The 20,308-nt window shown below is 36.8% G+C and carries 19 protein-coding genes; 11 read left to right on the top strand and 8 right to left on the bottom strand.

Annotated elements, in window-relative coordinates; genetic code table 11:
* Positions 1 to 84 precede the first annotated feature (84 nt).
* From MMF97_RS08130 to MMF97_RS08105, 6 genes are all read right to left on the bottom strand, one after another.
* On the bottom strand, positions 85 to 384 hold the full coding sequence (locus MMF97_RS08130; protein ID WP_243361357.1) for a GIY-YIG nuclease family protein: 300 nt from the start codon (positions 382 to 384) through the stop codon (positions 85 to 87).
* A gap of 224 nt (positions 385 to 608) precedes the next feature.
* Complete coding sequence (locus tag MMF97_RS08125) at positions 609 to 1,685, bottom strand: agmatine deiminase family protein (protein WP_243361355.1); 1,077 nt, start codon at positions 1,683 to 1,685, stop codon at positions 609 to 611.
* A gap of 2 nt (positions 1,686 to 1,687) precedes the next feature.
* Positions 1,688 to 2,041: a four helix bundle protein gene (locus MMF97_RS08120; RefSeq protein WP_243361353.1), complete on the bottom strand. Its 354-nt coding sequence runs from the start codon at positions 2,039 to 2,041 to the stop codon at positions 1,688 to 1,690.
* Positions 2,042 to 2,149: 108 nt separating this feature from the next.
* On the bottom strand, positions 2,150 to 3,025 hold the full coding sequence (locus tag MMF97_RS08115; protein WP_243361351.1) for a carbon-nitrogen hydrolase: 876 nt from the start codon (positions 3,023 to 3,025) through the stop codon (positions 2,150 to 2,152).
* Between the two features lie 96 nt (positions 3,026 to 3,121).
* Positions 3,122 to 3,802 (bottom strand): LytR/AlgR family response regulator transcription factor, encoded by a 681-nt coding sequence (locus MMF97_RS08110; RefSeq protein WP_243361349.1) that lies wholly within the window; start codon positions 3,800 to 3,802, stop codon positions 3,122 to 3,124.
* Positions 3,799 to 4,842, bottom strand: a complete 1,044-nt coding sequence (locus MMF97_RS08105; protein ID WP_243361347.1) for a sensor histidine kinase — start codon at positions 4,840 to 4,842, stop codon at positions 3,799 to 3,801. Before MMF97_RS08105 ends, MMF97_RS08110 begins: the two co-directional genes overlap by 4 nt.
* 183 nt (positions 4,843 to 5,025) lie before the next feature.
* Between MMF97_RS08105 and MMF97_RS08100 the strand changes: the two genes are divergently transcribed.
* The 4 genes from MMF97_RS08100 (at position 5,026) to MMF97_RS08085 (ending at position 8,299) form a co-directional block, all read left to right on the top strand.
* On the top strand, positions 5,026 to 6,108 hold the full coding sequence (locus MMF97_RS08100) for a TlpA disulfide reductase family protein (RefSeq protein WP_243361345.1): 1,083 nt from the start codon (positions 5,026 to 5,028) through the stop codon (positions 6,106 to 6,108).
* Between the two features lie 118 nt (positions 6,109 to 6,226).
* Positions 6,227 to 6,976 carry a class I SAM-dependent methyltransferase gene (locus MMF97_RS08095; RefSeq protein ID WP_243361343.1) on the top strand — a complete coding sequence of 250 codons (750 nt, stop codon included), beginning with the start codon at positions 6,227 to 6,229 and terminating at the stop codon, positions 6,974 to 6,976.
* Between the two features lie 8 nt (positions 6,977 to 6,984).
* Entirely contained in the window at positions 6,985 to 7,758 is a 774-nt protein-coding gene (locus MMF97_RS08090; RefSeq protein ID WP_243361341.1) for a HEAT repeat domain-containing protein, read from the top strand.
* Between the two features lie 100 nt (positions 7,759 to 7,858).
* A complete protein-coding gene (locus MMF97_RS08085; protein WP_243361339.1) occupies positions 7,859 to 8,299 on the top strand; it encodes a copper resistance protein NlpE in 441 nt (146 codons plus the stop codon).
* 72 nt (positions 8,300 to 8,371) lie between these two features.
* Here MMF97_RS08085 and MMF97_RS08080 read toward each other — a convergent pair whose 3' ends face one another.
* A complete protein-coding gene (locus tag MMF97_RS08080; protein ID WP_243361337.1) occupies positions 8,372 to 10,783 on the bottom strand; it encodes a TonB-dependent receptor domain-containing protein in 2,412 nt (803 codons plus the stop codon).
* Positions 10,784 to 11,015: 232 nt separating this feature from the next.
* Between MMF97_RS08080 and MMF97_RS08075 the strand changes: the two genes are divergently transcribed.
* Positions 11,016 to 12,590: a hypothetical protein gene (locus MMF97_RS08075; RefSeq protein ID WP_243361336.1), complete on the top strand. Its 1,575-nt coding sequence runs from the start codon at positions 11,016 to 11,018 to the stop codon at positions 12,588 to 12,590.
* Positions 12,591 to 12,736: 146 nt separating this feature from the next.
* Here MMF97_RS08075 and leuS read toward each other — a convergent pair whose 3' ends face one another.
* Positions 12,737 to 15,598, bottom strand: a complete 2,862-nt coding sequence (leuS, locus tag MMF97_RS08070; protein WP_243361333.1) for a leucine--tRNA ligase — start codon at positions 15,596 to 15,598, stop codon at positions 12,737 to 12,739.
* A 306-nt stretch (positions 15,599 to 15,904) separates the two neighbouring features.
* On the opposite strand from leuS, the gene MMF97_RS08065 reads away from it, so the two are divergent.
* From MMF97_RS08065 to MMF97_RS08040, 6 genes are all read left to right on the top strand, one after another.
* Complete coding sequence (locus MMF97_RS08065; RefSeq protein ID WP_243361332.1) at positions 15,905 to 16,606, top strand: hypothetical protein; 702 nt, start codon at positions 15,905 to 15,907, stop codon at positions 16,604 to 16,606.
* Between the two features lie 201 nt (positions 16,607 to 16,807).
* On the top strand, positions 16,808 to 17,686 hold the full coding sequence (locus tag MMF97_RS08060) for a cell division protein FtsX (protein WP_243361330.1): 879 nt from the start codon (positions 16,808 to 16,810) through the stop codon (positions 17,684 to 17,686).
* Entirely contained in the window at positions 17,686 to 17,913 is a 228-nt protein-coding gene (locus MMF97_RS08055; protein ID WP_243361328.1) for a DUF3098 domain-containing protein, read from the top strand. The genes MMF97_RS08060 and MMF97_RS08055 overlap by 1 nt, the downstream gene beginning before the upstream one ends.
* Before the next feature lie 6 nt (positions 17,914 to 17,919).
* Entirely contained in the window at positions 17,920 to 18,714 is a 795-nt protein-coding gene (locus MMF97_RS08050; RefSeq protein ID WP_243361326.1) for an undecaprenyl-diphosphate phosphatase, read from the top strand.
* Positions 18,714 to 19,445: a tRNA pseudouridine(55) synthase TruB gene (truB, locus tag MMF97_RS08045; RefSeq protein WP_243361324.1), complete on the top strand. Its 732-nt coding sequence runs from the start codon at positions 18,714 to 18,716 to the stop codon at positions 19,443 to 19,445. The genes MMF97_RS08050 and truB overlap by 1 nt, the downstream gene beginning before the upstream one ends.
* Before the next feature lie 4 nt (positions 19,446 to 19,449).
* Positions 19,450 to 20,307: a YitT family protein gene (locus tag MMF97_RS08040; protein WP_243361323.1), complete on the top strand. Its 858-nt coding sequence runs from the start codon at positions 19,450 to 19,452 to the stop codon at positions 20,305 to 20,307.
* The last annotated feature ends 1 nt before the right edge of the window (position 20,308 follow it).

The raw sequence follows: 20,308 nt of genomic DNA, 5'->3' as shown, positions 1-20,308 counted from the left end.
ATTATTCATTTATCCTTCGACAAACTCAGGATGACAGCGGCAATCGTTTGTCAGGCTGAGTTTGTCGAAGACTGTACAAAGTTATTATTTCTTTTTAAGGTTGGATAATCTTTTTATCTCGTTCCAATCTTCATTAAAAAGCGCCTCTTTCTTTTTTCTATTCCAACCTTTTAATTGCTTTTCAAATGCTATGGCTTGCTCTATGAATGTAAAACGCTGATAATACCTCAGAATTACTGGGCGTCGATTAAAAGTATAAGCCGTTGGGTTATAACCCGAATTATGTTCTTCTAACCTTCTTTCCAAATCATTTGTTACGCCTACATAATAACTTCCATCAGTACATTCTAAAATATAGACAAAGTAATTGTGAATGTTAGGCATAGTTTAATTTTAGTTAAAGCTTGTGCTGGATTTATCCTTCGACAGGCTCAGGATAGCACCTATTCAAGGAATTGGTTCTCTCCGTGTCAGTCTGACTCTTTGCAACTTACTATTCAATCAAAATCATCATTAAAAACACCTTCAGCCTAAGCTTGCCAAGCCTTTTTCAATGTACCCTTCGACAAGCTCAGGATGACACATAATCCGAACTTGTCAACTTCAAGCTAAACCGCTGGTTCTTGCTGGCTTAGACAATGGAAACTGCCTAAACCCCAAATGATGTCGGTTGAATCAATACCGATCACATCTCTGTCTGGAAATGCTTTTTGTATAATCTCTAAAGCAATTTTATCGTTCACATCTTTAAATGTAGGCACAATTACGGCAGCATTGGCAATATAGAAATTAGCATAAGAAGCCGGTAATCTTGTGTCTTCATAAATAACCGGCGATGGCATGGGCAATTCAATGATATTCAGTTTTCTGCCATCCAATAACGTCATTTTTTTTAAACGTTCCAGATTTTCCTGCAACAGCAGATAGTTTTCATCCAAAGGATTACTTTCTACTACTGTAAGCACTGTATCTTCATTCACAAAACGGGTAATATCATCTATATGCCCATCCGTATCATCTCCAACAATACCGTCGCCCACCCATAAAACCTGTTCGGCTCCATAGAATTCTTTAAGATAGCTTTCTATTTGTTCTTTATTAAGATGAGGATTGCGGTTTTCGTTCAACAAACAAGCTTCGCTGGTTAAAATTGTACCTGCGCCATTAAATTCTACCGAACCACCTTCCATTACAATATCCGGTGTAAATAAAGGTAAGTTGAAATGTTTTGCAATTTTGGTCGGAATAACATCATCCAAATCGTACGGAGGATATTTGTCTCCCCAGGCATTATAACCCCAATCTACTACCGCTTTCTCGTTTCCTTTTACCACGAAAGCAGGTCCGTGATCGCGACACCAGGCATCATTACTTTCGTTAAAATAAAATTCGATCTGACTCAAGTCTGCTTCTACTTTTTCTAATTGAGAAACTGCAAAAGCTTTCATGGCCTCATCTTTTACATTGATACGTACTTTTTCGCCTTTTGCCACTGCTTTAATGAACAGGCAATAAGGTTCATAAATAGTTTCTATTTTTCCCGGCCACGAAGCTTCTTTATGTGGCCAGCTTAACCAGGTTGCCTCATGCTTAGCCCATTCTGCAGGAAAAGTGTAACCTTGAGCTTTTGGGGTGTTAGAAAAGTCGGATGTCTGATGTCCGATGTCCGATGTTAAATCGTTCATATTTATTTAAGTGTTTTTATTAGTGCTGATAGCATTGCTAAGATTTCTTCGCAGCTAGCATAATATTTATCGAAAATCTCTTGTGAGATATAACCTCTCTTTAAAGCCAGGTGAAGACAGTTGACTACTTCTATATCGCTTCTTAAAGCATAACTCAAAAATCTTTTAAATTCGGGATTACTTTGTCCGGTACTACCTTCGGCAATATTGAGTGAAATCGAATCAGCAGCTCTTTTCATTTGAGAAGTTAAAACATAAATCTCATCCTTTGGAAAAGTCTTGGTCAACTTATCTATCTCATCAGCCAAATCAATTGATTTTTGCCAAACTTTTAGTTTTTCAAATTTAAACGACATAGATTGTAATTTAGATAAACCTGAATATACAACTTTGCCTTGAAAACTCTCTTATGACTTACGGACTAAAAACTTCCCGACTCTAATCATCGGTCTTCCGCCTATAAACTAATCCTCATCAATATATCTCTTCGTAATGGGCTGATAAGAATCAATCCTTCTGTCTCTTAAGAAAGGCCAGTGCTTGCGGATATAGTCACTTTGTGTAAGGTCTATATTCACTACTTCCGTTTCTTCATTTTCATGCGACGCCAGGTACAACAATTTACCTTGTGCATTGGTAGCAAAACTACCTCCCCAGAATTTCATGCGCCCTTCTTGTTCAAAACCAACACGGTTTACACTGATTACTGGTAAGCCGTTGGCCACAGAGTGCGAACGCTGTATGGTTTGCCATGCATTGTACTGATCTTTGTTGGTCTCTTCATCCTGATCGGTAGCCCAGCCAATAGCCGTTGGATAAAATAATATCTCTGCTCCCATCAATGCGGTAATCCTTGATGCCTCTGGATACCATTGATCCCAACAGATCAAGATGCCGATTGTAGCGAATTTGGTTTTAAAAACTTTATAACCCAAATCGCCCGGAGTGAAATAAAACTTTTCGTAATAAGCCGGATCATCAGGAATGTGCATTTTACGGTATTTACCTAAATAACTACCATCTGCATCTAATACGGCGGTTGTATTGTGGTATAAGCCTTCTGCTCTTTTTTCAAAAAGAGAAGCCACGATAACTACGCCCAGTTCTTTAGCTACAACCTGCAAAGCATCTGTAGAAGGTCCCGGAATACTTTCTGCAAGTTCAAAATTATCGTAATCTTCTACATCACAAAAATACAGAGAAGTGAACAGCTCTTGTAAACATACAATCTGTGCGCCTTTTGCAGCGGCTTCTCTAACTTTTACAATTGCTTTCTCTAAATTTTCCTGTTTATCTTTAGTACAGCTCATCTGTACCAAGCCAACTTTTACCTGTTTCATTTACAAAAAATTTAAATGCAAAGGTAGGCAAAAAGGGGGATAGTTTAATATAAAGATCGCCAAACAGGTAATTGCCCACAGGGTAATCTCTCGGTTTTACTTTATCCTTTCTTTAATTTTCTCTTTATAAGATGATCCGCCTATGGATATTGGTATTTGATTTACATATAACCTGTTTTTTTCTACAGAAGTTAGGTAATTTATGTTGATCAAATAAGACCTGTGAACCCTCAAAAACTGATCAGCAGGAAGCAATTCTTCAAGATGTTTCATGGTCATATAAGTTATAATGTTGCCTTTAAGCGTATGCAGCAAAATGTAATCTTTTACCGATTGTGCATAGTACAACTCATGATGTTCTACTTTAAGCAACTTGCCCGACGCTTTAAAATAAGTATAAGTTTTATCTGACTGTTCATTTCGGGGTTGTTGCTTTAAAACCCTCTCCATACTACGATTAAATCTTTCGAGTGTAATGGGCTTTAACAGATAATCTATTGCATCTAATTCATAGCTCTGTACTGCATATTCTGAATAGGCAGTGGTAAAAATAACTGCCGGCGGATTTTTTAAAGTCTTGATAAAATCTATGCCGCTGATAGAGGGCAGTTTAATATCCAAGAAGATCAATTGAATATCATGCAGATGCAAAACTTCAAAAGCTTCTAAAACGGTACTGCATTTCTTGATCAGATTTAACTGTTCATATGCATTAATGTAATGTTCCAGTACATTCTGGGCCAAAGGCTCATCATCTATAATCAGGCAGTTGATCATAATTGTATGCTTAAATTAACATAAAAAGCCAATTCATCTGACTGTACTGTTAAAGTATATTTATCCGGATAAAGCAGAGCAAGGCGCTTTTTCACGTTCACAAGCCCTACTCCTTCTCCTGTATGTTCTTTTTGTGCTATGCTGTTCTCTACTTCCAAAATCAGCTCATTGGCAATCTTACATATTTTTATGGTAATGTATCCTGTAGTCACTTCTTCCTCTACACCATGTTTAAAGGCATTCTCTATAAAAGGCAAAAGTAATAAGGGTGCTATAGTTGTATGTTCATCAATTCCCTGAATATCTAAACTGATATTGATGTTAGAGCGGTACCTGATCTGCTCAACCTCCACATAATTTTTCACAAAAGCAATCTCATCTTTTAATAACACCAAAGGCCGATCTGTTTTATAGAGTATATAACGCATCATATCTGCCAGTTTAGCCACCAGAGGTGCAGTATCTTCAGACTGTTTTAAAGCAAGCGAATAAATATTATTTAAGGTATTGAAAAAGAAATGCGGCTGTAACTGACTTTTCAGATAAGTCAATTCTGACATGAGCTGCTGCTCCTTAAGTTGTCTTACTTTTTCATCTTGCTTCATAGAATGGATTACAAAAGCCAGACAACCCACTGCCAGAAATTCTTTAAACATATAAGCGAAACTATAGCCTATAGATTTAGCTCGATAAGCATTCGTTGCTAAGCGTCTGAATTCATCTGAAAGAAAAGGCAATTGACTGTAGGTATAGTTTACAGCTTTCTGATACAAAGCATAAGCTACAAGAAATAAAACAAGGCAAGCAATCAATCTGAAGAATTTTCTATTAACTAAATAGAATTTGATGATCTGATAAAAAACAATAAAAGCCAAAAGGCCCGAAGTGCCGTATAAGAAGGAAAACTCTATATCAATCCCTGAAAATCCTTTCAATTTTCTTTCCCAGAAATTATATTCTAGGTTACTCAGCAATTTAAAAACATAAAAATAGACGATAAAAAAAGTTAGCTCTATTTTTGCGTACTTATCTAATTTCATGATCTGCATCTAAGGTAAAAAATTATGCAATCTTGTCATGTTTATGCAACTGGTTTTAGACAAAGGTTATCTTTTTTTCGACAAAAATACATTTACAGGTATTCTTCTAATTTTAGATCTGCTACATCTAAATTGCTTTGTATATAAATTGCAATCTCCCTATGTTTGGTTAAAAATACGGATATGAAAAAGTTCATTCTTTTGGTTTTTATGACAACGGCTTACCATGGTTTGTCGTTTGCACAGAGTTTTAAAATTAATGGCACCTGCGAAGGTCTTGCAGATGGCACCTGGCTCTATTTGAAAGAGGCAAACACCAACCGAACATTAGATTCTACCCAACTCCTAAAGGGTAATTTTGCTTTAAAAGGCAAAATGAGTGAAGAACCTGCCAAAGTATTGTTGCATACCGATAAGTTTAGTAATTATGTTTTTTTCTGGTTAGAAAGCACTCCGCTAAGTATGCATCTAAAAGCAGGCGAATTTAAGAAAGGAAGCATTAAAGGTTCAAAAACCCAGGATGAAGATCATAAGCTGATGTCGATCATACAACCTATAAAGGATGAACAGGAATCATTAACTGCATCGTTAAAGAAAACTACTGATTCTAATGCGCAAAAAGTCCTTAAAAATCGCCTCAAACAAACCAATGATAGCGAAAAACAGGCCTATATGAATTATGTAAAAAATAATCCCGGCTCTCTCATAGCCGCAAATATTCTAAACATCTATGCTTCTACATGGGGCAAAAAAGTAACTGAAAGCCTTTATGCAGCATTTACTCCTCAAATAAAACAAAGCAGATTTGGCAAAGACATTAAAACATTTATCAGTCTTAACCGCGAAATTAAGATTGGAAGTAAGTTTGTTGATTTTGAGCAAAGCAATGCTGCTGGCAAGAACATTAAACTATCTGACATTAAAGGAAAATATATTTTATTAGAATTTTGGGCTTCATGGTGTGGTCCATGTCGTGAAGAAAACCCTACGCTGGTTAATACCTTTAAGGAATTTCAAGACAAAGGTTTTAATATATTAGGTGTTTCGGCAGATAATGATAAAAACAACTGGCTCAATGCCATAAAGCATGACGGTTTGTTATGGGAAAATGTAAGCGACTTACAGGGCGATAAAAATCATGCTGCTTTAATGTATGGCATTAGTGCTTATCCTACTAACTTTCTCATTAATGATAAGGGAATAATTATTGCAAAAAACCTGAGAGGAGATCAATTAAGAAAAAAATTACTGGAATTATTACCTTAAAAAAGACCTGTAAAATTAAATAGAAAATAATTTCTCTCACAGCTCTGTTTAACTTTAAAGGCATTATATTTTCACGTATTTTTGATATAGTTATTAAAGTCTTTTTACTTCATTAGCTATGATCAATTTCAAAGATAATTTTTCAAAACAGGCTGATATTTATCGCCAATACAGACCTTCATACCCAGAAGAGTTGTTTAATTACCTGCAATCGCTTACTCCAGAGCATGATCTGGCCTGGGATTGCGGAACAGGTAACGGACAATCTGCGGTAAGCCTTGCCAAATACTTTAAACAGGTTTATGCCAGCGATCCGAGTGAAAACCAAATCAGCAATGCCACTCTTCATGAGCGTATTACTTATAAAGTTGAAAGAGCTGAACATAGCGAATTAAACGACCATTCTGTTGATCTGGTAACCATTGCACAGGCCATACATTGGTTCAACTTTGATCAATTTTACAAGGAGGTAAAAAGAGTACTCAAGCTCAAAGGCATTATTGCTGTATGGACATACGGGCTAACTTTTATTACCGATGAAATAGATGCGGTTACACAACATTTTCATGACCATGTGGTTGGCGATTTTTGGCTACCCGAAAACAAACTGGTAGAACAGGAATACAAAACCATTCCTTTTCCTTTTAGGGAAATCACTCCACCTTCGTTTACAATTGAATCAACTTTAAATCTCGATGATTTATTAGGTTATTTCAGAAGTTGGTCTGCAACCCAAAAGTTTATGGATAAACACCATAAGAACCCTCTTGAACAATTAAAGAAAGACCTATTACCTCTGTGGGGTGAAGAAAATACCAAGAGAAATGTTACCCGAAAGCTGATTTTAAAGGTAGGACAAGTTAACTAGCATATAACATGGCCTATTACGACCTATCTAAAGAACAACGGGCAGACTTATCTGCTGCCATTAAAGCAAAACTATTAGAAGAGCTTCAAAATAGCCAATATGAACATGCTATTACCTATTTCGCAGATGAAGATACTTATATCAGAAAAGCCGCTTATTTAGCAATAGGCCGTATCTATTTAGAAAACAATAAGCTAAGAACAGAAATTGTTAAGTTGTTGGAGGCTTTATTAAACCACGATGATTTTAAAGTAAGGCAAACAGTGATCAATGCTGCCGGAGAAATTGGCAAAAAATATTTTGAAGAAGTTTCTCCTTTCTTTGATAAAGGCCTATTTGATTCGCATCATTCGCCCCGAAATGCAGTAATTGGCTCAATTAAAAAAATGGGTGAGGTAAATCCCATTCCGGTTCTAAACTGGGCAAAGAACTATCTTCACCACCCCGATAAAGAAATAAGAAGAGAAATTTGTCATGGCATAGAACTGCGGGGAAGAAAATATCCCCAAGATATTTTACCCCTGCTCAAAGAGCTCGAACACGATAAAACAGCCCGGGTACGTAATACGCTTGTTCATGTAATTGGCCAGATTGCTTACAAGAAAGGTTGTATTGAAACGGTAATTGCACATCTTAAATCATGGCAAAACAAGCCTTTAGTTGCCCAGGCCATAGAAGAAATTATTGATGTGCACCATCGTTACCGTAATTTTTCGGTATTAACCCAAGATCAGGCCCGTCAATATATTATAGACCATTACCAGGAACATAACAATAGTTAATCCTAGAAGAGATTGCTATAACCATGAATTATGAAAACAATCCCTTAAAAGATATTGTTAGTTAATGCATATGTCTTTTTCAGTATCATAATTTATAACCATGAAAAAATTATTCTTGTTAGGCGGTCTGGCTATAGTTTTACTTGCTGCCTGCACTTCAAATACCAGGAAAGAAACTTCTTCTACTCAAGATACCACAGCTATTGCAACGGATACCGTACATACCTCACAAAATTCTTTGGATTGGAGCGGTACTTACAAAGGTATTCTACCCTGTGCAGATTGTCCGGGTATTGAAACCACAGTAGTTTTAAATGCTAACGATACCTTTAGCTATATGGCTAAATACCAGGATAGGGATTTTAAAACAGAAGATAAAGGTAAGATCATGTGGCACGACAACGGTAGTGTAGTACATTTAAAAGGTCAGGAAACCGACTTGAAATACAAAGTTGGCGAAAACCAATTGATCCAGTTAGATACCGAGGGTAAAGAAATAACAGGAGCACTCAGCAAATACTATATTTTAGCGAAACAATAGCATGAGCCCTATAAAGCAACAGCCCAGGCATATTGCCCGGGCTGTTACTATGATTTTCATTTGTATTGAGTATTATTGACCCATTCCGCCCATCTGGCCACCACCCTGTTGCTGCTGCTGGTCTTGTTTAATATCATCATTTTTGATCTTTTTCTTCTCAGTAAACTTCAACTTACCAAAACTGTAGCTAAAGTTAATGCCGAACGATCTTAAAGGATAGTAAATATTCTGAGTTTGGTAACTATCTGCAGAGGTAGTTTCCATTTTTATATGTAGATTTTCTGTAAATGGATTAAGCACATTTAAGCCAATAGAACCTTTTTTGTTCAGAATTTCTTTTTTCACTGCTGAACCATAAAAAATCATACCATCTGTTTTACCTTGCGATGTTCTGCGAGGTGAAGTAGCTACCCCAAAGAACTCCAGGCTCCATCCTTGTTTAAAGGAAGTAGCAGATCTAAGGAAAAAGTTGTAGTTATAAAACACATCTGATTTTACATGTGTAAGCTTGTTATCGATCTGGTATGTATTTAAACCTACGTTACCCATTAAAGTCCATTTTGGCAACGGATTGTATGAACCAAAAAGGTTAAATCCATAACTATCAGAAATACCTACGTTTTCATAAGTGGTTAAGATCTTGGTTGGATCTTTGTCGTAAACCAAGTTATAATTTTCAATAATTCCGTTTGTACGACGATAAAACACCGAAGCATTGATCATAGAACCTCCTTTTAAGAAAGTTGAATAACCTAGCTCAACGTTATCACTCAATTCAGGGTCTAAAGTTGGGTTACCTTTCATTACGCTGAACTGATTAGCCTCATTTAAAAATGGGTTCAGATAAGCTAAACTTGGGCGTTGTACCCTGCGGTTGTAGCTCAATTTAATTGAACTCATTGGGCTAATTTCTTGTGATAAGATTACACTTGGGAACAAGTTAAAATAATCATTCTTATCGTTTTCAAAATCTATGGCAGTGTACTCTGCTCTTAAGCCACCTTTAAGTTTCAATTTTTTGGTCAAGTTAAATGCAATGGTACCGTATGCCGCACCTACATTTTGATGGTAGTTAAAATCTTTAGCCGAGTTTACACTGTATTTACTCAAAATATTTCTGAAAATACCTTTAGCTCCGGTTTCAAAAATTACGGTTTTGCTAAACGGATAAATATAATCTGTTTGCGCGGTGTACTCGTAGTTTTTACCTACGTTTGAACTGGCTGAAATAATACTACTTGGAAAACCTACAACTTGATAATTGTTATCAAAATCATTGGTATTTCTTCCACTGGTTAACTGACCTGCAATAGAAAACTCTTCGCCTTGGCGTTTAGATGTTTTTCTATAATCCAAGTTCCAGTCTAAGTTACCCATACTTGCATCTGTTTTAGAAGTAATGGTAGCTGCAGTTCCATTGTTATCTACCTGCGAATGGCCAGGACCGCCATTGTAAAAACGGTTATATTTAGCGTTAGTACTAATATTGTTATAAGCATTAAAATCATAATCCAGACCTAAACTACCGTTAAACATTTCGCGTGTCCAGTCTGAAGTACCATCTTGCAATACGCTATTGGTATTGCCATTAGATTGTGTACGGTTGTAAAATACCACTCTTGTACCCTGAGGATAAGCATACATAGCACCTATAGCCGTATTCATACTTAAACGTCCGGTTTTTGCGGTAAGGTTAAAGTTACCTGTATTTTGACGGGTACCTGCAGAAACGTTTGCCGATCCACTTACACCCTGAGCATTTGATTTTTTAGTAATGATGTTAATGATACCTCCCGAACCTTCTGCATCATATTTAGCAGATGGGCTGGTAATTACCTCTACACTTTTAATCTGATCAGCCGGGATCATTTTCAAAGCATCGGCAACACTGTTTGCCATAGTACCAGAAGGTTTACCGTTGATAAGCACTTTTACCGCACTTCCTCTTAATTGAACGTTTCCGTTAATATCAACAGATAACATCGGCACTTTACGCATTACGTCTGTTGCATCGCCACCAGCATTGGTTGCATCGGCTTCGGCATTGTAAACCATACGGTCGATTTTATTTTCGATCATGCTCTTTTTACCTTCAATGGTAACCTCGCTAAGCGTATTGGCAGTACCTTTCAATTCAATATTTCCTGCATTGCCATCAGGTTTTTCAGGTGTGGTTTTAATTTCTACGCTTTTTGCAGTATATCCAATAAAACCTATTACAAGCTTATATTCATCAGGTGTGATATTTTGTAAGGAAACCTTACCTTTTGCATCAGTTACCGATCCGTTTACAGTTTTATTATCTTTTTTCTTTACTAAAGAAACGGTAGCATACTCAATAGGTTGCTTAGTAGCTGAGTCAATAACGGTCGCACTTATTCTTCCTGTAATCTTCGGGGCGCCACCACCTCCTGCCATCGGGAATTGGGCTTTTGCACCTAAAATCATAAATACTGCAACAAATAGAAGTATTAGTCTTTTCATATAAAATGGTTGTCTTTTTGTGTTATTATGAATTAGTCTGCCAAAATTAAATTTTGTTACATCATCTTTAAATCATTTTCTAAAAACCACCCTAAAATTATCGGTGAACGCCTGTTTTTATACGGTAAAAACAATTCTGCTTTATTTACAATTAATAAATAGTAATTTCTGCCGCAAAAGAAATTTAAATCGGCTAATTTTGAACGCATCATAAAAATCAATCGCCCTACCTATGAAATCTGCATTTTTATGGATTATCCTTTTATCATCCTTTAGCTGTAATAAAGAAAAAGAGACACCTACGGACCATGCCAACAATGGCAACCTCGTAAACACCGCCATTCCTTTTAAAAATTACCTGGGCATTAATCTCTTTGAATGGGATTATGTAGAACCCCAACAGGAAAACCTGATCAGTGAACGAAAAATGCAAATCGTTAAAGCATTTGGAGGCATACGGCATTATCTAGATTGGGAAAGAATAGAGCCCGATCAGGGAAAATTTACCTTTAACCCTTCTCATTTTGGCAACTGGCGTTATGATCTGATGTACGATCGTACCCGAAAAGAAAATATAGATATTCTAACCTGCTTAAAAACTATCCCGTCATGGCTCATGAACACCTATCTTGAAAATGAGCGTGATTATGAAAATGTTCCTATGCCTTACGGTGCAGATAAAAGTGATCCTGCATCTTATATTTTACAGGCAAAAGCAGCATTCCAATTTGCAGCAAGGTATGGTTCTAATTCTAATGTAGATAAGAGTCTAATCCAGCTAAACACTAAGTTACGCTGGCCCGGCGATGAACCCAATACCATTCAAACAGGTTTGAATCTGGTTAAATATTTAGAATGCGATAATGAGCGTGATAAATGGTGGAAAGGCTCGCAGGCCGAGCAAAGTCCCGAAGAATATGCTGCCAATCTTTCTGCTTTTTATGATGGGCATAAAGGTAAACTGGGCAAGAATGTGGGCGTAAAAAATGCCGATCCTTCCATGAAAGTGGTTATGGCCGGTTTGGCTGTACCCAATATCGATTATGTGATAAAAATGATCGAGTGGTGCAAAAAAAACCGGGGATTAAAGGCCGATGGAACCGTAGATTTATGTTTTGATGTGATCAACTATCATATTTACCCTAACGATTCGGATTATAGCAAAAACAGTGTTGCTACCGTTGGCGTAGCGCCTGAGCTTTCTCTAATTGGTAAAATAGCCGACGATTTTCTAAACATGGCTAAAAAATATGCAAATGGCCTAGAAGTATGGATGACAGAAACCGGTTATGATATTGGCGAAAAAAGCCGACAAAGAGCTGTACCTGTAGGCAATAAATCTGCTCTGATTACCCAAGCCGACTGGAACTTGCGTACAGCCTTGTTGTATGCCAGACATCAAATAAACAGGGTAATGTTTTATATGCTGGATGATGTAAATGCCAGCAACGATATACAACATCATTCATCCGGCTTTGTCAATCCCGATTTTACCCCGAGACCTTCATGGTATTATATGCAACAAGCCAAAACCATTTTGGGCAATTACCATTATACCAAAACCCTAAGTGATGACCCTGTTGTTGATCTGTATAAGTTTAACAATAAAGAAATGTATGTACTTACCATTCCTGATCAGAAAGACAGAAAAGCCAGCTATGTCTTAGATTTAGGCAATGCCAAGCAGGCTGTGATCTATGATCTTCAAACCAATAAGGACAAAGCAAATGCTACTACAGTTAATACCAATGATGGCAAGTTAACTATAACGGTTAGTGAAACCCCTCTTTTTGTAGAAAAGTTATAAAAGAAAAAGGCTGTCTGGAAACCTTACGTCATTCCGTACTTGATACGGAATCTTTAAAAGCATTTGCTTTGTTTTAAGATCCTGAAATAAATTCAGGATGACGAAAATAACTCTTCAGACAGCCTATTAAATAAGTTTTATCAGGCTTAAACTACAATATTTACAATTTTGCCTTTTACAAAAATAATCTTCTTAGGTTCTTTATCTTCTAAGTAACCCTGTATTTGCGTATTGCTCAATACAGCTTCTCTTACCTGTTGCTCATCTAAAGTTAAAGCAAGATTAAGGTTCATCTTCATTTTACCGTTTATCGAGATTGGGTAGGCAAATTCATCTTCTACAAGATAAGCAGCATTAAATACAGGATAAGCAGCATAAGATAAAGTTCCTGCCGCATTACCCAATAAGCTCCACAATTCTTCACAAATGTGAGGCGCATAAGGAGATAAAACGATAACCAGATCCTGTAATATGCTACGGTTTTTACATTTCAGATCTGTAAGTTCATTTACAGCAATCATAAAGCTTGATACCGATGTATTGAATGAAAAACGTTCAACATCATCCTGTACTTTTTTAATGATTTTATGTAAGGCTTTTAATTCTGCTTTAGAAGGTTCTGCATCAACTACGCTAAATTCCCATGCATCGTTATGGAACAAGCGCCAGAATTTGCGCAAGAACTTAAACACGCCTTCTATACCATTGGTATTCCAAGGTTTACTCTGTTCTAATGGTCCTAAGAACATTTCGTACATTCTAAAAGTATCTGCGCCGTACTGTGCAATCAAAACATCGGGATTAACCACGTTATATTTTGATTTAGACATTTTTTCTACTTCAACACCGCAAATGTATTTGCCATTTTCAAGAATAAACTCGGCATTGGCATATTCATCTCTCCACGCTTTAAACTTATCTACATTCAGCACATCATTCTCTACAATGTTTACATCTACGTGAAGCGTTATAGTCTTATACTCATTGCGCAAGCCCGCACTTACAAAGGTGTTGGTTGCTTTGCCTTCCTCATCAACCAGTCTGTAAACAAAGTTACTTCTACCTTGTATCATGCCCTGATTAATCAGTTTTTTAAACGGTTCCTCTTCTTGTACCAGACCCAAGTCTTTTAAGAATTTGTTCCAGAAACGGCTGTACAACAAATGACCTGTGGCGTGTTCTGAACCACCTATATACAAATCAACATCTTTCCAGTAATTAACTGCTTCCTTCGATACAAATTCTTTATGATTTTGCGCATCCATATAACGGTACCAGTACCAGCTACTACCTGCCCATCCCGGCATTGTACTCAACTCATACTCATATTTTCCGTGGTATTTCCAATTTTCGGCACGGCCCAAAGGTGGTTCTCCGGTTTCCGTTGGTAAATATTTATCAATTTCAGGTAGCACCAAAGGCAATTCTTCTTCTTGGATCAGATAAGGTAATCCGTCTTTAAAATATACCGGAATAGGTTCGCCCCAATAACGCTGACGACCAAAAATGGCATCGCGCATACGGTAGTTTACTTTCGCTTTACCTATGCCTTCTTCTTCTAACCAGTTGTTTAATTTAGCTACAGCTTCTTTATAATTTAAACCATTGATAAATCCAGAGTTAATGTATTTTCCTTCTTTGGTTGGATCTGCCTGTTGATCCAGGTTTTTTTGCGCATCCGAAACCTGTATAATCGGCAAATTAAAATGCGTTGCAAAAGCAAAATCACGCTGATCTCCGCTCGGTACACCCATAACGGCACCCGTTCCGTAACCTGCCAAAACATAATCGGCAATCCATAACGGCAAACGCTCATTATTTGCAGGATTGATTACATAACTACCTGTAAAAGCTCCCGATACGGTTTTGGTATCGGCCATGCGGTCTAATTCAGATTTCTTTTTAGTTTGCGCAATATAATTCTCAATCGCTGGGCGTTGCTCATCTGTGGTTAACTCTGCCACCCACTCATGTTCAGGTGCCAATACCAGATAAGATACGCCAAAAATGGTATCTACACGGGTAGTGAACACTTCTATATAGTCCAATGCCTGATGTCCGATGTCTGATGTTTTATCTTCCGAATGATGATTTTCAATCATAAGACTTCCGTCTTCGGTCTTCGGTCTTTCTATTTTGAACTTTACAGATGCACCTACGCTTTTACCAATCCAATTACGTTGCATCTCTTTAATCGGCTCAGGCCAATCAATAGTATCTAAACCTCGCAACAAACGATCGGCATAAGCAGTAATACGCATGCTCCATTGCATCATTTTCTTTTGCTCAACCGGGTATCCGCCACGCTCAGAAAAACCACCTATTACTTCATCATTCGCTAAAACGGTACCTAAAGCCGGACACCAGTTAACCGTACTTTCTTTTAAGTAAGTTAAACGGTATTTTAATAGTTCGGCCTGTTTTTCTTCTGATGTAAAGTTAGCCCAGTCGCTCGGTAAGAATGATTGGGTATCTTCATCGCATACGGCTCTTATACCTGCGCTGCCCGAAGCATTGAACTTTTCAATTAAGGTAGAAATATCTTCTGCTTTGTCTGTTTCAAGGTTGTACCATGAATTAAAAAGACGCATAAAAATCCATTGGGTCCATTTATAGTACTCAGCATCAGAAGTTCTCACTTCTTTGCTCCAGTCAAAAGAAAACCCAATCTGATCAAGCTGACGACGATAAGTATCGATATTGGCTTTGGTTGTTACCGCCGGATGCTGCCCGGTTTGGATCGCGTACTGTTCAGCAGGTAAACCAAACGAATCATAGCCCATCGGGTGTAAAACATTAAAGCCTTTTAAACGCTTATATCTCGAAAAAACATCCGAAGCAATATAGCCCAGCGGGTGCCCTACATGTAAACCCGCTCCAGATGGATAAGGAAACATATCTAAGACATAATACTTAGGTTTATCGCTTTTGCTATCAGCTTTAAAAGTTTGATTCTCGGCCCAATGTTTTTGCCACTTCTGCTCGATCTCTTTAAATTGGTAATCCATTAATATACGTTTTTAAATCGTTTGCAAAAGTACAGAATTAAAGCATTTTAACGAATAAAATTGGTGCTTTAAGCAATAAATTCGACATCTGCTTTGCCTTGATTATACAGAAAGTTTACCCTGTGCATACAACCGAAAAGTAAATCTTCAGCAACAAGCTATGTTAAACAATCACAATAAACAATGCACTTATAATCAATAGCTTAAACAACAAATACTCAAACAAACAAGTATAAAGATTCGTATATTTGGTGTAGTACGTGTGTATTCTATGCAAATTATATCTTCAACCTAAATGGCATAAAAATGAAAAATAAAATCTTCATTACCTCATTATTTTTATCCCTTGCCTGCACGGCTTTCGCCCAAAAGAATTGGTTTAGACTACAGAAAGACTCAACTGCTTTGATACAGGAAGCAACGTTAATTAAAGACCTATTCGTAAGTGATATTAATTCTATAAAGCCTGGATGGAATTTTTCTTTGAAAACAACCATAAAAACCACCCCTATGCTCGTTTATTACGACTCACAAACTGCACATCTGCCATTATGGAGTCAACTTCCTGAACAAATACAGAACTGGTTTTATGAAATAGGGGAAAATAAAAATGATGGACAGGAGATATTTGGACTATTTTTCAACGGTTTTTACCTGCCTCATGAATTAGCTCATGGTTTTGAAGATACGCTTGGAAAATTAAATCGTTCTTATAAAAATGAATATTTTGCAAATACCATCGCTATTCTTTGGTTTCGTAAACACGGCTACTTGAAAGAACTGGAAAAATGTTATGAAACCGCAAAAGTTATAATGGCTAAAACTCCCAACCCCGTACCAAACGGTCAAACAGCTGAAAACTTTTTCACTAAAAATTACAATGAAATTCTTCTAAGCGGCAACCCATCTGTTTACGGCTTTATGCAATTTGGGCAGTTCATTAAAATATATGAAGATAAGACCCTCCCTGATTTTGACACTTTTATTAAAACTTATTTAAGTAACTGACCCAAAACAATCTACTCATCTGTTTTATAGGGCCTACGGGGGCAAACTATTGTACTATTGTTAAATAACGTTAAATAGATTTACCTTGCATTGCTTTAAATATGGGCTTTGCTAACTTTGAACTGCGTTAGTAATTTATCGTGGATTTATACCCTATTTTTACTTATCTTTCTTTATTTTCGCAAAAACAAAAGTATATACATGGAAGAATTTGAAGTAAGTACAGCCTCTAAAAAAACCAAAACCGTATATGTATCAACCATATTCAGCATTGCTTTGGTTTTGTTAATGTTGGGTATGCTAGGGTTAATTCTGGTACATGCCAAAAACTTATCAAACTACGTTAAAGAAAACATTGTTTTAAACATCATTGTAGATGAAGGTGCAAAAGAAACCGAAATCCTGGCTTTTCAAAAAGAGCTGAACAGCAATGCTGCCGTAAAACAAACCCAATACATTAACAAGGAGCTGGCTCAACATAATTTAACCAAAGATCTGGGTGAAGATTTTGTTAATTTCTTAGGTTATAACCCACTGCTTTCTTCTATAGATGTATATCTAAAAGCAGATTATGCCAACAACACCAATATTGAAACTTTAAAGGCAGAGATTTCTAAAAACCCGATTGTTAAAGAAGTGGTTTACCAAAGTTCATTGATAGACATGGTAAACAAAAACATCAATACCATTACTTTAATTGTTTTAGGTTTTGCACTTATTTTATTGGTAATAGCCATTGCATTGATCAACAATACCATTCGTTTGGCTATCTTCTCACAACGCTTTTTAATTAAAAGTATGCAGTTGGTAGGCGCTACCAAAAACTTTATCAGAAAACCATTTATTCTGGTGGCAGCCCTGCATGGGTTAATTGCTGCTTTTATAGCTATTCTTATTTTATTAGGCCTGCTAACTTATGCACAAAAGGAGTTGGGCGAAATAAAAATATTAGAGAACTATACTGAATTTGGCTATGTATTTATCAGTTTGGTTGTGGTAGGCATTTTTATTGCCGCAATCAGTACCTGGTTTGCAGTAAGCAAATATTTACGTCTAAAAATTTACGACCTGTACAGATAATGACACAAAAACATACAACTCCAAACAAAGAAAACCAAAACACCGAAATGGTTTTTACCAAGAAAAACTATCAGTTATTGCTGATCAGCATAGCTATTGTAGTGGTTGGCTTTTTATTAATGATGGGTTCTGAAGGTGATATTTATGACACACGCCGCACTTTAATTGCGCCTATAGTGGTGTTATTTGGCTTCACCTTTGGCATTTACGCTGTATTAAAAAAATAAGCATAAATGAACTACTTACAGGCGCTTATCCTTGCAATTATTGAAGGATTAACGGAGTTTTTACCCGTGTCATCAACAGGGCACATGGTACTTACCAGCTCTATTATGGGTATTGCCCATGATGATTTTGTTAAATTATTTACCGTTGCCATACAGTTAGGTGCTATCCTTGCAGTGGTAGTAGTGTACTGGAAAAAATTCATCAACCTGAACAGCATAGATTTTTATGTAAAATTGGCCATTGCTGTTGTTCCGGCCCTGATCTTCGGTTACCTTTTAAATAACTTTATAGACGATAAATTGGGTAATCCCATATTTATAGCCATTGTATTGTTTTTAGGTGGTATTATTCTGCTTTTTATAGACAGGTTTTTTAAAAACCCGACTATTACCAGCGAGAGTGAAATATCTTACCCCAAAGCCTTTAAAATTGGTTTATATCAGGTATTGGCCGTATGTTTTCCGGGCTTAAGTCGCAGTGCAGCTACCATTATTGGTGGTATGCAACAAAAGCTGACCAAAAGTGCCGCAGCAGAATTTTCTTTTTTTCTGGCTGTTCCAACCATGATTGCAGCCACCGGTTACAAGTTGTTAAAAGGCCATGAGCTGTTAAATGCACAAAACATCAAAATACTTCTTTTTGGAAACGCAATTGCATTTATAGTGGCCATTATTGCCATAAAATCATTTATAAACTTTTTAACCAAACATGGTTTCCGTATTTTTGGGTGGTATAGAATTGTTGTGGGATTGCTGATCATAGGATTATATCTTGCCGGCGTAGAGATTAATGTATTTTAATGGTTGAAGAAACAGAAATCCATCATTTTCCTGATTTTAACTTTGCCGAAGGCGAGTTGCTTTTAATTGATAAGCCTTATCAATGGACTTCTTTTGATGTAGTGGGTAAGATCAGGAACTCATTAAAACCCCAAAAACTCAAAGTTGGTCACGCAGGTACTTTAGATCCCCTGGCTACAGGTTTGTTAATTATTTGTACAGGTAAACTAACCAAACAAATAGATACTTACCAGGCCGAAGAGAAAGAGTACACCGGCACCATGGTTTTAGGTGCCACAACGCCTTCTTTTGATTTAGAGACTGAAATAGACCAGACTTTTGAAATAGCTCACATTACAAGCGAACAGATTTATGCTAACTGCCACCAGTTTATAGGTAATATAGAACAATACCCTCCTGCCCACTCTGCTGTAAAAGTAAATGGCGAACGCTTGTATGTTAAGGCTCGCTTAGGAGAAGAAGTTGAACTTAAAAAACGGGCTGTAACTGTTAGCACTTTTGAGATTACCCGTATTGCCCTGCCCGAAATAGATTTCAGAATTATTTGCAGCAAAGGCACTTATATAAGATCTTTAATATCTGATTTTGGAAAAGCACTGAATAACGGAGCATATTTAAGCAAGCTTACGCGTACCCGCAGCGGTAACTTTAAGCTGGAAAATGCTTATCAGCTTCCAGATTTAATTGCACATTTACGTAAATTAAGAGAAGAACAAAAAGCAAGTTCATAAAGCAATGAAAGAAAAACTGAGCTTGAAAAACACCTTAAAAAGTTTCTTTTTAATAACCTTGGGGGTATTGTCTGCTACCTTCGGATTAAAGAGTTTTTTATTACCCGAGCATTTTATTGATGGTGGCGTAACAGGTATTTCTTTATTGGTAAGTACTTTAACCGGGTGGAATTTATCCTACCTTATTATCATTATCAATATTCCTTTTATTATTTTGGGCTATCACCAAATCGGGAAATTGTTTGCATTTAAAACCACTTTAGCCATTGCGGCACTTTCTATTGGTTTGCTCATTTTACCTTTTGAACCTATTACGCATGAAAAAGTACTGATTGCCTTTTTCGGTGGTTTTTTCCTTGGAGGCGGTATTGGTTTGGCTATGCGAGGCGGAGGTGTAATTGATGGCACAGAAGTTTTAGCTCTGTACATCAGCCGTAACAGCCGCTTAACTGTGGGTAATATCATTTTCATTTTAAATGTTATAATTTTTCTTTTTGCCGCTTATTTCATCAATATAGATACTGCGCTATATGCTATATTAACCTATCTTTCGGCCACAAATACAGTAGATTTTATTGTAAACCGTTTAGAGGCTTATACAGGCGTAACCATTATTTCTGAAGAGAATGAGGCCATTAAAGACTTTATCATTACCGAAATGAAGCGTGGCGTTACCATATACAAAGGCAAAGGTGGTTATCAGGAACAAAATGATATCGATATCATCTACACAGTAGTAACCAAACTTGAATTGGGCAAACTGCAAGACAAAATAAACGAAATAGATCCAAGCGCTTTTATTGTACAGCAACAGATTTCTGATATAAGAGGCGGCGTAGTAAAAAGACAAGCTCTCCATTAAT

It is taken from the genome of Pedobacter montanisoli, assembly GCF_022809115.1.
GTDB classification, from domain to species: domain Bacteria; phylum Bacteroidota; class Bacteroidia; order Sphingobacteriales; family Sphingobacteriaceae; genus Pedobacter; species Pedobacter montanisoli.
Note: the sequence above shows the minus strand (reverse complement) of the source record. Positions and strands in the feature narration are given on the sequence as shown.